This window comes from Vibrio sp. AK197 (genome assembly GCF_053903115.1).
The window spans coordinates 966,582-979,646 of the sequence record NZ_CP096430.1 but is presented as its reverse complement, the minus strand read 5'-3'; the positions used below and the strand labels follow the sequence as shown (position 1 = coordinate 979,646).

11 protein-coding genes and 1 riboswitch are annotated in these 13,065 nt (G+C 46.0%); of the genes, 6 read left to right on the top strand and 5 right to left on the bottom strand.

Translation table 11 applies throughout. The features are described 5' to 3' along the window. Positions 1-104 precede the first annotated feature (104 nt). Positions 105-623, top strand: a complete 519-nt coding sequence (locus M1D72_RS11800) for a C40 family peptidase (RefSeq protein ID WP_456296985.1) — start codon at positions 105-107, stop codon at positions 621-623. A 56-nt stretch (positions 624-679) separates the two neighbouring features. Here M1D72_RS11800 and M1D72_RS11795 read toward each other — a convergent pair whose 3' ends face one another. Continuing rightward, positions 680-1,693, bottom strand: coding sequence for an adenosine deaminase (locus M1D72_RS11795; protein WP_456296984.1), 1,014 nt, complete (start codon positions 1,691-1,693; stop codon positions 680-682). A gap of 80 nt (positions 1,694-1,773) precedes the next feature. Then, positions 1,774-1,873, bottom strand: a riboswitch (purine riboswitch). Between the two features lie 116 nt (positions 1,874-1,989). Beyond that, a complete protein-coding gene (locus tag M1D72_RS11790; protein ID WP_456296983.1) occupies positions 1,990-2,601 on the bottom strand; it encodes a tRNA-uridine aminocarboxypropyltransferase in 612 nt (203 codons plus the stop codon). A 3-nt stretch (positions 2,602-2,604) separates the two neighbouring features. Between M1D72_RS11790 and rrtA the strand changes: the two genes are divergently transcribed. After that, positions 2,605-3,168, top strand: a complete 564-nt coding sequence (gene rrtA / locus M1D72_RS11785) for a rhombosortase (RefSeq protein ID WP_456296982.1) — start codon at positions 2,605-2,607, stop codon at positions 3,166-3,168. 30 nt (positions 3,169-3,198) lie between these two features. Here the strand turns inward: rrtA and sohB are convergent, their stop codons facing one another. Further along, entirely contained in the window at positions 3,199-4,260 is a 1,062-nt protein-coding gene (gene sohB / locus M1D72_RS11780) for a protease SohB (RefSeq protein ID WP_456296981.1), read from the bottom strand. Between the two features lie 88 nt (positions 4,261-4,348). Between sohB and M1D72_RS11775 the strand changes: the two genes are divergently transcribed. The 4 genes from M1D72_RS11775 to M1D72_RS11760 all read left to right on the top strand — a co-directional run bounded on the left by M1D72_RS11775 (position 4,349) and on the right by M1D72_RS11760 (position 10,396). Then, complete coding sequence (locus M1D72_RS11775; protein ID WP_390190787.1) at positions 4,349-5,092, top strand: YciK family oxidoreductase; 744 nt, start codon at positions 4,349-4,351, stop codon at positions 5,090-5,092. Between the two features lie 136 nt (positions 5,093-5,228). Further along, a complete protein-coding gene (gene imuA, locus M1D72_RS11770) occupies positions 5,229-5,912 on the top strand; it encodes a translesion DNA synthesis-associated protein ImuA (RefSeq protein ID WP_390190789.1) in 684 nt (227 codons plus the stop codon). Between the two features lie 2 nt (positions 5,913-5,914). Then, complete coding sequence (locus M1D72_RS11765) at positions 5,915-7,315, top strand: Y-family DNA polymerase (RefSeq protein ID WP_456296980.1); 1,401 nt, start codon at positions 5,915-5,917, stop codon at positions 7,313-7,315. Between the two features lie 9 nt (positions 7,316-7,324). Further along, on the top strand, positions 7,325-10,396 hold the full coding sequence (locus M1D72_RS11760; RefSeq protein WP_456296979.1) for an error-prone DNA polymerase: 3,072 nt from the start codon (positions 7,325-7,327) through the stop codon (positions 10,394-10,396). A 61-nt stretch (positions 10,397-10,457) separates the two neighbouring features. Here M1D72_RS11760 and M1D72_RS11755 read toward each other — a convergent pair whose 3' ends face one another. After that, positions 10,458-11,408, bottom strand: a complete 951-nt coding sequence (locus M1D72_RS11755; protein ID WP_390190794.1) for a chemotaxis protein CheV — start codon at positions 11,406-11,408, stop codon at positions 10,458-10,460. Between the two features lie 247 nt (positions 11,409-11,655). After that, entirely contained in the window at positions 11,656-12,873 is a 1,218-nt protein-coding gene (gene mlc / locus M1D72_RS11750; RefSeq protein WP_390190795.1) for a sugar metabolism global transcriptional regulator Mlc, read from the bottom strand. Positions 12,874-13,065 lie beyond the last annotated feature (192 nt).

Sequence of the window (13,065 nt, the reverse complement as noted above, 5' to 3'; positions counted from 1 at the left end):
AGGCCTTACTGAGTAAAGGCTGTGTCAAATTTAACACTCAGGTTAGCCAGTTACAGAACGACATGTTACATTGAATTCGATTTTATAAAACACACCAGACAACTATGAAACACTCAACACTGCTGCTTTCATCGCTGTGCTTACTGTCAGCCTGTAGCTCTGCCAGTAACACCACTGCGCAAGCGCCTCAAACGTTATCTTTATACGCATCGCCTCAATCACAGCAACAACGCGCGTTAGTGTCGTATGCTCGTCAATATCTAGGCACCCGTTATGTGTGGGGAGGTACCTCTCCCAAAGGCTTTGATTGCTCTGGTTATATTCAATATGTCTATCGTCATTTTGATATTGATGTGCCACGAACCACAGCCTCCTACCCAACCATGTTCGATCAAGCGGTGCCGATTACTCAAGCGAAAGTCGGCGATTTAATCGTTTTTACAGGCACTGACCCTAGTACTCGCCGTCCTGGTCACGCGGGCATTATTACCCAAGTAGGCAAAGGCAAACTGCACTTTATTCATAGCTCGTCATCCAAGCGCCACTTTGGCGTCACCGAAACCGATTACTACAACAGTGGCTATCCCAAGCGCTTTCTAAAAGTGGTTCGTATCCAGTCGTGAATTGTCCTTTCATAAAAAACGGAGCCCAATGGCTCCGTTTTTTATCTAACTGACCTTTAGCTCGCAGCCGTCAATACGGCATTGACCTTATCAACCATACGCTGCTTATGTGTTTCATCCACAAAACTGGCTTCAATCGCATTGAGGGTAAACTGCGCTAACTCTTGTTTCGTCATGCTATGAGCATTGGCGACAGCAAGAAAGTTATCCGTCATATAGCCGCCGAAATACGATGGGTCGTCTGAATTGATGGTGACACATAAACCTTGGCGCAAGAGCTCAACAATATTGTGCTCATCCATGGTTTCAAACACCTTAAGCTTAAGATTAGACAATGGACAAACCGTCAGTGGAATGCGTTGCTCGGCTAACTGCTGCACCAGTTGTGGGTCATCAACGCAACGTACGCCATGGTCAATACGTGTGGTTTTCAACAAAGATAAGCTGTTATAAATATTCGACACAGGCCCTTCTTCACCAGCATGAGCCACAGTTAAGAAACCTTCCGCTAATGCTTTTTCAAATACGCGCTGAAACTTCTCTGGCGGATGACCTAGCTCAGAAGAATCCAAACCGACACCAACAATTTTATCTTTATGTGGCAACGCTAATTCAAGTGTTGCAAACGCACTGTCTTCATCCAAATGACGTAAGAAACACATAATAAGTTGACTACTGATCCCCAGTTGCTTCTCACCGTCCTGCAGTGCTTTGTAGATACCATTCACAACCGTGTCAAAAGCGATACCCCGTTCGGTGTGGGTTTGCGGGTCAAAAAAGATTTCGGTATGAATGACATTATCTTGCTGGCAGCGCAGTAAATACGCCCACGTTAGATCATAAAAATCTTGCTCATGAATTAATACATTGGCGCCTTGATAATAGATATCCAAAAACGATTGTAGATTATGGAATTGATACGCCTCTTTCACCGCTTGTGGTGAATCATAAGGTAACGCGATGTGATTACGTTGAGCCAGTTCAAACATCATTTCTGGCTCTAGAGAGCCTTCAATATGAAGGTGAAGTTCAACTTTCGGAAGTTGCTGAATAAAAGAAGTGTGATTCACGCTTGTCTCCTCTCCATGAATGATATTGGACAAGCGCTTTTCTCTACCGCAAAAAGTAACAAACATACAAAGAGAAAAGCGCTGTGCACTTAACTCTTCGTAATCTGGAATTTACGGCTCCAGGTAGAGACCCCCAAACCATATTAATGGGGTTATACGAAGCGTCGGCGAAACCGACAGTGCACATTATAGCCATCTAGTATTAAAAATCGCAAGCCATGTGTTTGATTTGATTATAGTCTGCTCGAAAACAAAACGCGGATAACGAGAGAATAACGTGGCACAGGCTCACAACTCTATTGCTTTAGGTAGTTGTTTTGATATACCCCATCGGGCATGTGAGCAATCTGAAAATCTATCATCTTGCGGAAAGGGGTTAATAACGGCGAAAAATTTCGCTGAGGCTCGAGCAGTGAGAGCAGGTGATATCCCGCCTCAACAGTGGAGAGGCTATTCTCGTTCGGCGCTTTACGAATACGGTACTCACCTTGTAAATGCTCAGGTAAATGTATGCTTGGGAGCGAATGCAAATTGGTCGCTAATTGCCACATTTTGTAGGCTTTTTTCCAAGTACCATCAAGGAGAATCACTCGTTGGCGCCGCCTAGTAAATTGCGTTGAAGGCAGCGCTTCAATACTGACAGAGTCGGGCGCCGGATAGAGCACATAGTGGTCAACATCCGGTTCTCGAAGTAAAGCATTTAACGCCGTATGTTGAGAGAAATCCTCGCCCACCCAGCAACGACATGATGATAAAGACAGCGACAAAATTCGCGCTGTACCCATTGGCCGGTGCTGTTCACTGGTATGTTGAAGGATGACCAATTCCACATTCGATGATAGGCTTTCTATCCACGGACAAATACACGCTTTGCGTGATTTACCACATTCAGAACAATATCGAGACATACTGTGAATCTTTACCTGCTGTTATTCGTCATCAGTTTACTGTGCTTAGGCCTGCAATTCGAGCCTATGCACAGTTTAAGTGTATGGGATAGAAGCGCCATTATCGATGGCCAATGGTGGCGGATACTAACAGGAAACTTCACCCACACCAATTATACCCATCTAGGGATGAATCTCGCCGGTTTATGGATCATCAGTTCGATTTTCTCTCCGTCGAGCAAATCGCTTCTGTTGACACTCGCAGTCTGCTCGATTGCCGTTGGTATCGGTAACTTTGCCAGCGATATGACCTTGTATGTGGGCTTATCAGGAGCGTTACATGGCTTGTTTGCTTATGGCGCGCTCAAGGAAGCCCTTCATGGTCGTCAAAGCAGTTGGTTATTGGTCGCGGGCCTAGTGGGAAAAATTTTATGGGAGCAATTTGTCGGCGCTTCTGAAACCACGAGTGCAATGATTGGCGCGCGGGTGGCGATCGAATCACACCTTGCAGGCACGATTTCTGGTTTATTACTCGGTTATGGCGAGTCCATTGTCTGTCGACAATCTGCAGATAAAAAAAATGCCTGAGTACACTCAGGCATTTTTGCTCATCCAAACTTACACGATGGGACGCTGACCACGGCTAATGAGCTTCAATAGCACGCTATCTGCTGCTTCACCCGCAACACCAGCAAGCTTATTTTTCAGCGTTTTCTTCTCAGCGTAATGAATCGCTAATACGGTTTTCTCTTTACACGCTTCAACCACCAAATCATCAGAGGTTTTAATTTCGTCGACCAAACCGAGCGCTTTCGCTTGTGTACCAAACCAGTGTTCACCCGTAGCCACGTTATCAAGCTCAAGTTGAGGACGGTGTTCCCGAATAAAGTCTTTGAACAGGCCGTGCGTTTCTTCCAGTTCTTGTTTGAATTTATCACGCGCTTTGTCGGTATTTTCACCAAACATGGTTAAAGTGCGTTTAAACTCACCCGCAGTCAGTTGCTCAAATTCAATATCATGCTTTTTCAAAAGCTTGTGGAAGTTTGGCAACTGAGCAATCACGCCAATTGATCCCACAATCGCAAACGGTGCAGAGACAATTTTATCGGCAATACACGCCATCATGTAACCACCGCTTGCTGCGACTTTATCCACAGAAATCGTCAATGGTAAGCCTGCATTTTTTAAGCGATCAAGCTGTGAAGACGCTAAACCATAGCCATGAACCATACCGCCGCCGGACTCTAAACGCAGTAAGACTTCATCCCCATCACGAGCTACCGCCAAAATCGCCGTGACCTCTTCACGCAATGACGCGACTTCTTTAGCGTCAATACTGCCTTTAAAATCTAAGACAAACAGATGTGGGTCACGTCCGGTATCAAGCTCCCCTTCTTTGGCGGCTTTTTTAATCTGCTTACCACGCTGTTTATTTTTATTCTTCTCGTCTTTCTTCTCCGCCTTATGGCGCGCTTTAATAAACGCATCGTCGTGCAAATGATGCTCCATATGCTCAACAGTGTGTTTATGTTGCTCTGTCAAATTGGTGACTTCTAGTTCGCCTTTGGCTGCGCTGTGACGCCCACCGACTGCTTTCACGATAACTAAAATCGCAAGCAGTGCCACTACGACAGTCACAATCTTGGCTAGAAACAAGCCATAATCTAACAAAAATTCCAATGTGTTATCCCCTCATATGCGATTTGCTGTATTGTAACCATCTTGTGACGATGACTTAAAGTAGAACATAACATTAAGGACGAAAACCGTGGATTATTCAGTTTCTGCAGATGCCCTCAAAGAGAAAGTTATTCTGGTGACCGGCGCAGGCGCGGGCATCGGAAAACAAGCGGCGATAGATTATGCCAAACATGGAGCAACGGTGATTTTGCTTGGCCGCACCGTCAAAAAGCTGGAACAAACCTACGACGAGATTATCGCCGCAGGCTATCCACAACCCGCCATTATTCCACTCGATATGCAAGGGGCAACCAAGCAACATTACCTTGATATGGTCGATACCATTGAAGGTCAATTTGGTCGTTTAGATGGCGTATTGCATAACGCTAGCATTCTTGGGGTATTAAGCCCTCTCGATCAGATTGAGGAAGAGGTGTATGACGACGTAATGCAAATTAACGTCAAAGCACAATTTCTCATGACACAAGCACTCCTACCGCTTCTTAAGCAGTCCCCTCAAGGTCGTTTAGTTTTCACCTCTTCAACCGTGGGCCATGTTGGCCGTGCCTTTTGGGGAACGTATGCCATTTCTAAGTTTGCCACTGAAGGAATGATGCAGGTGCTTGCAGATGAGCTAAGCGACACAGAGATTCGCGTCAATGCCATCAACCCAGGTGGAACACGAACCAGTATGCGTGCTTCAGCCTTTCCCGCCGAAGACCCTAACAGCTTGAAAACACCAGAAGATATCATTCCGCTTTACACCTATTTAATGGCACCAGAGAGTCAAAACGTGCATGGCCAGTGCATTGATGCGCAGCCGAAAAAATAACTCTAACCAATTATTTAAAAATCAACGCCTTGCTCAATGAGTAAGGCGTTTTTCATTTCAGCCCTGATGATAGCACTTGCGACGAGATTACGATTGATTATACTGTATATAAATACAGTATTTTTGAGTATTGACTATGCACGAACTCGTTGAACACTTAAAGCATAAACAATGGTTATGGCAGGGCTCAAACACGCCAGTTGAACACCAATTTGTCTCAACGGGGTTTGACATTCTCGATAGCCAATTAAGCGGCGGCTTTCCTACCTGTGGTGTGGTCGAGATTCAATCCATCTCCGGAATTGGCGAGCTGAGGCTACTATTGCCACAGATTCGCTCACAATTATGCGAACAATCACGGTTAATTGTATTTATTCAACCGCCGGGTATGTTGTCCTCCCAACAGCTCGCGGCAGAAGGCATCGATGCCGATCGACTGCTGATCATACAACCACAGACTGAACAACATGCATTATGGGCCGCCGAGCAATGTGCAAAAAGTGGCGCGTGCAGCCACCTCTTCTTGTGGCCTCAACAGTTAGAAATACACCAAGCCCGGCGCTTACAAGTTGCTAGTGAAACCGGGCAGTGTTTGCAATTTGTTTTTCGCAATCAGCAAGCGCATTCACTCTCACTACCGGTTAATTTGAGTTTGGCTCTCTCGCCGACAGAGTATGGGATCAGCGTTCGTATCAACAAACGTAAAGGGGGCTGGCAACATGGTCAATTTGATATCGATATGCGGAGTTATTGGCCTGATCTTGCGGTAAAAGAGCGCCAATCTGTTGTTGTCCCCTTTCCTTTTCAACGTCAGGGATAATTATGGCATTGTGGCTCTATTTGCATTTTCCCAACTTACAGTTAGACAAACTGTTTTGCGACCACCAGCAAACGCCTTTAGCCGTTGTTGACCCACAGACCCATCGCTTAGTGCAAATCAATCAAGCGGCGAAGCAACAAGGGCTAACACCAGGCGCAGGCCTTGGTAGCGCAGCCGCGATCTGTCATGAGTTGCAAGTTCACCCTTATGACCCCGAGATCGAAGAACACGCATTGCTTGAAATCGCACAGTGGCTATATAACGTCACATCCGATATCAGTTTATTTCCGCCGCAAGGCCTGCTGCTGAACGTCACCAATATGTTATCTCTTTATGGTGGGCTCACCTCTTATTGGCAAACCATTGAACGTCACCTTCAGCACTTACAGCTTGGCTATCAATATTCGACTGGATTTTCACCTTTAGCGGCGATCATGCTGGCTAAATCGAATAAAAACCACATAACGGATGACAAAAGCCAGCTATTGCATTGGATTCAACAGCACCCACTCATCGCATCAGAGCTGGCAGAGAAACACATAGAATCGTTACAACGCATCGGTATTGAAACCATTCAACAGTTGCTTGCCCTACCGATGCCCGAACTGGCAAGACGTTTTGATATTGATTTAGTTAATTATGTCGGTCGACTTCTGGGTCAATTTAAACACCCGGTGGAGTATTATCACCCACCGCAATCCTTTAGCCGCCATTTGATTTTACTGTTTGATATCGAAAACATTCAATGGTTAGAAAAGCCCTTATCACGCCTACTTCATCAACTTGAAGCCTTTTTAAAACTGCGTGATCAAGTCGCTTATGAGCTACAACTTACGCTACACCAACGGGATAACACCACCAGCCAGGTTTACTTTACGTCTGCAAGCGGAGATTACTTAGCCAGTGCTTGGCTACGTCTGTGTCAACTCACGATGGAATCACTCATACTGGATGCCCCCGTTCAAGAGCTTACGCTTAGCGTACTGAGAGCAGCAGAGCGAGATAGCCTAGATACCGACCTTTTTGCAGGTCAGCAAGGGCGGCAAACATCCCTAGAGCTAATTAGTGCTCTGCAAGCCAAACTCGGACGCCAACGCGTGCAAAAGGTTCTCTACACCGATGATCCTCGCCCTGAGCATACCCATCGGCTATGTGAACCGACGCAAAAAATGCCATCAATAGAGAAACACACCGCTTTGCGTCCTTGTTTTATCTACGACACCCCACGCCCATTACACAACAAAGTTCGCTTAATACATGGCCCAGAGCGACTGCTCACAGGTTGGTGGGATAATGATGAAATCACTCGAGACTATTTTATTGCTCGTAGTGATCAAGGTCAGTGGCTATGGGTATTCAGAACACCACAACAGCAGTGGTTTGTTCATGGACAATTTAGTTAAGAGTGCGGTATGAAATACGCTGAACTGTTTTGTCAAAGTAACTTTTCGTTTCTCACCGGGGCCTCTCACGCTGAAGAACTGATTCTTCAAGCTGACTTTTTACGTTATCACTCTCTCGCAATTACAGATGAATGTTCGGTCGCCGGAGTGGTTAGAGCTTATAGCGCTATCAAGGATCACAATCTCAGCACGCAACTGATTATTGGTAGCTACTTTAAACTCAACCCAGAGTGTCAATTCATCATGCTATGCCCTAACCAAGCCGCTTATGCCGAATTGTGCCGTATGATCACCAACGCTCGGCGCCGCTCAGAAAAAGGCCATTACCAACTTTCTGAATGGGATATTATGTCCCTCAAACAAAGTCTGATCCTATGGTTACCATGTGGCCATTCTCAAGATCACTATTGGGGAGAATGGCTGCTAAAACACCACAAACAGCGCTTGTGGCTAGGGCTTCAACGTCACCTCACCGCAGGCGAGCATCGCTATATCGAGCATTGTAAGATGCTATCTACACAGCTGAGTATACCGATCACCGCATGCGGCGGTGTCTTAATGCATACCGCAACTCGTTTACCTTTACAGCATACCTTAACCGCCATTAAACATGGGCAGGCCATCGAACAGTTAGGCTCTAAACTTCTCTCCAACACTGAGCGCTCACTGCGTAGTCAAAAGAAGTTAAAAACGCTTTTTGAAAGGCAATGGTTAACAGAAAGTGTGCGCATAGCCGAACGTTGCCAGTTCTCCCTTAAAGAGTTGCACTATGAATACCCAAGTGAGCTATTACCTAAAGGGGAAACACCGATGAGTTATCTGCGCACACTCGTCGAGCAAGGCAAGCAATTACGCTTTCCCGAAGGGATACCAGCTCATATCGACGAAACTATCCATGCCGAGCTGGCTCTGATTGAAGATCTCGATTACGCATTTTATTTTCTCACGATTCACGACATCGTTATGTTTGCGAAACAGCAGGGAATCCTTTATCAGGGCCGAGGCTCTGCAGCGAACTCAATTGTTTGCTACTGCCTAGAAATCACCTCCGTTGATCCCAGACAAATTACCGTTTTGTTTGAGCGGTTTATTAGCCGCGAACGAGCGGAACCACCAGATATTGACGTCGACTTTGAGCATGAACGTCGCGAAGAAGTCATTCAGTATATTTATCAAAAATATGGTCGTGAACGAGCAGCCCTCGCTGCTACCGTGATTTCTTATCGATTTAAAAGCGCAGTTCGTGATGTGGGCAAAGCGTTAGGCATTGAAGAAACACAGCTCGATTACTTTATTAAAAACGTCAATCGCCGCGATAAAGGCTCCGGCTGGCAAGGACAAATTGTTGAACTCGGTCTACAGCCTGACTCACTCAAAGGCCAACAATTTATTACTTTGGTTAATGAAATATTGGGCTTTCCTCGCCACCTTTCTCAACATGTTGGAGGTTTTGTCATCTCTTCTGGCCCGCTGTATGAACTGGTTCCGGTAGAGAACGCTGCCATGGTCGATCGCACTGTGATTCAATGGGATAAAGACGATCTTGAAAGCCTAGGACTATTAAAAGTCGATGTCTTAGCGCTCGGCATGCTGACGGCGATACGTAAATGCTTTGAGATCATTGAACATCATCACCAACGCCGTTTGTCGATTGCAGATATTACACGCCTACAAGACGATCAAGAGGTCTATCAAATGATTCAAAACGCCGATACGGTTGGCGTTTTTCAGATTGAGTCACGGGCACAAATGAGCATGCTGCCAAGGTTGAGACCTGCCAAATATTATGATTTGGTGATTCAAATAGCCATTGTCCGCCCAGGTCCAATTCAAGGGGATATGGTGCATCCATTCTTAAAACGGCGTAGTGGTGAGGAACAAGAAACCTATCCATCTCCAGAAGTCGAAGCGGTGTTAGGCCGTACAATGGGGGTCCCGATTTTTCAGGAGCAAGTGATCAAGCTTGCCATGGTTGCCGCCGGGTTTAGCGGCGGCGAGGCTGATCAACTACGCCGCGCAATGGCGTCATGGAAAAAAACCGGGCAATTAGGAAAATTCAAACACAAACTGATTGATGGCATGAAAGCACGCGGCTACGAACAAGCCTTTGCTGAACGCTTGTATGATCAAATTTGTGGATTTGGTGAGTATGGTTTCCCTGAAAGTCACTCGGCGTCTTTTGCCGTACTCGCTTATTGTTCAGCATGGCTGAAATACCACTATCCTCATGCTTTTTATACGTCGCTGCTCAACAGCTTGCCCATGGGATTCTACAGTGCCTCACAGCTTCTCCAAGACGCAAAACGCCACGGACTGACGGTTCTTGACGTCTGTGTTAATCATTCCGGTTATGATCATCACGTCGTACAGCATCACAACCTCTGGGCAATCCGTCTTGGGCTACGGCTTGTCAAAGGATTCTCGTTTGATGCCGCCAACCGGCTATTAAAGGCGAGACCTCAGCCGGGCTTTCAGTCGATTAATCAGTTAAAAAACATAGGCCTCAGTCGTCAGGAGTTAGAGAAACTAGCTTCAGCCAACGCCATGCGTGCTCTAACTCACAACCGATTTCAAACTCGTTGGGCGATGATGGACTCGCTCAATGAGCTGCCTCTTTTTCAAAAGCAACATGAAGAAATCCCTGTTTTAGCTCATCAACCTTCAGCCATGCATAATTTAATTGAGGATTACGCAGCGACAGGCCTCTCTCTGGAGTTTCATCCGATTACGCTGCTTGACCAAGCTGGCATGCTCAGCCCTTTTACTCGTCAGCAAGCATTGGGCGAGAAGCCCCACCGCAGCTTAGTGACCATTGTTGGCGTTGTAACAGGGCGCCAATCACCAGGCAGCGCAGCAGGTGTGACATTTCTGACCTTAGAAGATGATACAGGCAACATCAATGTGGTGGTATGGAGTGCGACGGCCAGAGCGCAAAAGCACGCCTTTCTGACCGCAAAAGTGTTAATGGTCAAAGGCATTCTAGAAAAAGAAGGGGATGTGATTCATATTATCGCTGGGCGACTTATCGATTTAACGGATAAACTGCAGGGATTACAAGCCCGCTCTCGAGACTTTCATTAACCCGTCCAGAAACCAAAAAAGCCAGCAATATGCTGGCTTTTAACGATCATAACCTCAACGATTACGCTTTACCTAACACCTGACGTAAACGCTCTTGAGCGACCTCCACCAGCAAATCTGGCTGGAATTTGGAAATAAACCGGTCACAACCCACTTTTTTCACCATGGCTTCGTTGAAGCTGCCGCTAAGGGATGTATTAAGAGTAATATGCAGATCCTTCATCCGAGCATCATTGCGAATTTCGTGCGTCAATTTGTAGCCGTCCATTTCTGGCATTTCCGCATCGGTGATCACTTGCAGTAGCTCTTTGTTGACATCTTTTCCTTGGTCACACCAAGTTTTTAACAGTGTCAGTGCTTCTAACCCATCACGACATTCAATAATCTCTAAACCAAGCTGAGAGAGAGTACCTCGAACTTGACCACGTGCTGTTGAAGAGTCATCCACAATTAAGACTTTTCGCCCGTGCATTTCATCAAGTAACTGTTCATCCAGCACTTCTTTTGAAATCGACACATCGTAATGAACGATTTCAGCCAGCACTTTTTCGACATCAATGATCTCAACAATCTCTTTCTTATCACCCTCTTTGACCTGAGTGATCGCCGTGAGATAGTTTGCACGACCAGCGGTTTTCGGCGGCGGCTGAATTTCTGTCCACGCGGTATTGACGATATTGCGTACCTGTCCAACCAAAAAGCCCTGCACAGTGCGGTTATACTCGGTGATAATCAGATTGTGTTCCTGATTTTCTAGACGTGAAGGCGGAAAACCAATCGCGCCACGCAAATCAATGACAGGCACAGATTGACCACGCAAAGAAGCCACACCACATATGTGATGATGTGAGCCTGGCAATTTGGTCATTGGAGGAACTTTAATCACCTCTCTGACCTTAAACACGTTAATCGCAAATAATTGCCGACTGTTCAAACCAAATAACAACAGCTCCAGTCGGTTCTCACCCACTAGGTTGGTTCTTTGGTCAACCGTATTTAAGACTCCGGACATAAACTTCTCAACTCTTCATGGTGGAACTAAAACCGATAATCAAGTGCGTGCACCTTATTATCGCGAGACAAACGCTAGGCAATACCAGTAGAAATAACGCTAGGCTATCTACTCTGCCCGCCTCTTTATCGGCAGACAACCAAAAGGATTAACTTTTAGGCACAGTATTACACAATTGGTTTAGTTTTATGATTATAACTTGAAAAAGATAAATAAGGAGAGAAAACACAAGAGATGAAGCGCTTTACTAGCCTTCAATGACTTTCATCAACAGTTGACCATCATAGAGCGCCTGTTTAATTAACGCCGCCCCCGTCATGGTTGCCTGCTTATAAAATCGCGATTCTACCAGCTCAAGATCTTGGTGGTAAACCGGGAGACTCTGCGTCTCAATACAGCGCTGAATTGCCGGATAGAGAATATTTTTGGCTTGGTTAATCACACCGCCAATCAGAATTTTTTCAGGATTAAATAGGTTAATCACAATGGCGATTGCCGAACCTAAATAGTGACCAAGTTTCTCTATCACATCAATGGCAAGCGGATCGCCATTGATCGCCGCGTCACAAATATCTTCGACCGAAATCTCTTCAACCTCGGCCAAAATCGAACTTTCACCATTTGCAATCCGTTCGCTCACTTCATCGCGAATCGCCTGAGAACTGGCCACGGTTTCTAAACAGCCACGGTTGCCGCAATGGCAGGGCTTTCCGTTAGGATCGATTTGGATATGACCAAGCTCGCCAATATTTCCGTGCCGACCTTGCAACACGCGACCATCAAGCACAATCCCCGCGCCCAAACCATGGTGAATCGAAATCAGGATCGAATTATCGTTGTCTTGTGAGTGACCAAATAACTTTTCCGCTAACGCCCACGCTCGAGTGTCGTTGGCGATAAATACAGGCAAGCCTGTTGCTTGAAAAATTTCGGCCCCGAGTGCGAGATTATGCACGTTATAGTGTGGCATCTGCAGCACGACGCCCTGCTCTGAGTTAACCAACCCCGGTAACGTGATGGCAATACTGGTAACGCGATCAAGCTGATCGGCGTAAGTTTGGAAAAACTCGTCAATCTCATGCAGTAATCGAGCAAGCACATCTTCTTGATCAATTTCGTGAATATCGATTTTGGTGTCGATCAGCACATCGCCCCCCAGCTCATGCAAAGCAAGAGTCAGGTAACCACGACCAAGACGCATGGAAAGAAACTGCCAGCCCTCGTTATTCACCTTTAGACCAACGGCCGGACGACCACGAGTTAACGCTTCTTGAACACTGGTTTCATGGATGAGGTGAGCGTCGATGAGTTCGCGAGTGATTTTGGTAATACTGGCTGGCGCAAGTTCACTCAGCTTTGACAAGTCAATGCGAGATATCGGTCCTTTTTGATCGATCAATTTATATACACGGCCAGCGTTGACCTGCTTTATATGGTCAATATGACCAGGTTGAGCCATGTACATACTACACTCCAAAAAACGACACTCAGCAATTTTTTTACTTTGCGAACTAATTGTGAAGCGATTTGATAAATTGCCGTGACAAGCATCACGCATAAATATTCAGTATTGAGCGTTACGTCAAATCTCGGCAAAAAACAACAAGATAGTAATATTGAAATAGAATTCCATTTTTCTTGATACGGCTCTGAAGTT

Excerpts from the sequence above, each read along its gene's own strand:
- M1D72_RS11800 (WP_456296985.1), top strand. The coding sequence starts at position 105 with ATGAAACACTCAACACTGCTGCTTTCATCGCTGTGCTTACTGTCAGCC.
- M1D72_RS11790 (WP_456296983.1), bottom strand. The coding sequence starts at position 2,601 with ATGTCTCGATATTGTTCTGAATGTGGTAAATCACGCAAAGCGTGTATT.
- imuA (WP_390190789.1), top strand. The coding sequence starts at position 5,229 with ATGCACGAACTCGTTGAACACTTAAAGCATAAACAATGGTTATGGCAG.
- M1D72_RS11765 (WP_456296980.1), top strand. The coding sequence starts at position 5,915 with ATGGCATTGTGGCTCTATTTGCATTTTCCCAACTTACAGTTAGACAAA.
- M1D72_RS11760 (WP_456296979.1), top strand. The coding sequence starts at position 7,325 with ATGAAATACGCTGAACTGTTTTGTCAAAGTAACTTTTCGTTTCTCACC.
- M1D72_RS11755 (WP_390190794.1), bottom strand. The coding sequence starts at position 11,408 with ATGTCCGGAGTCTTAAATACGGTTGACCAAAGAACCAACCTAGTGGGT.
- mlc (WP_390190795.1), bottom strand. The coding sequence starts at position 12,873 with ATGTACATGGCTCAACCTGGTCATATTGACCATATAAAGCAGGTCAAC.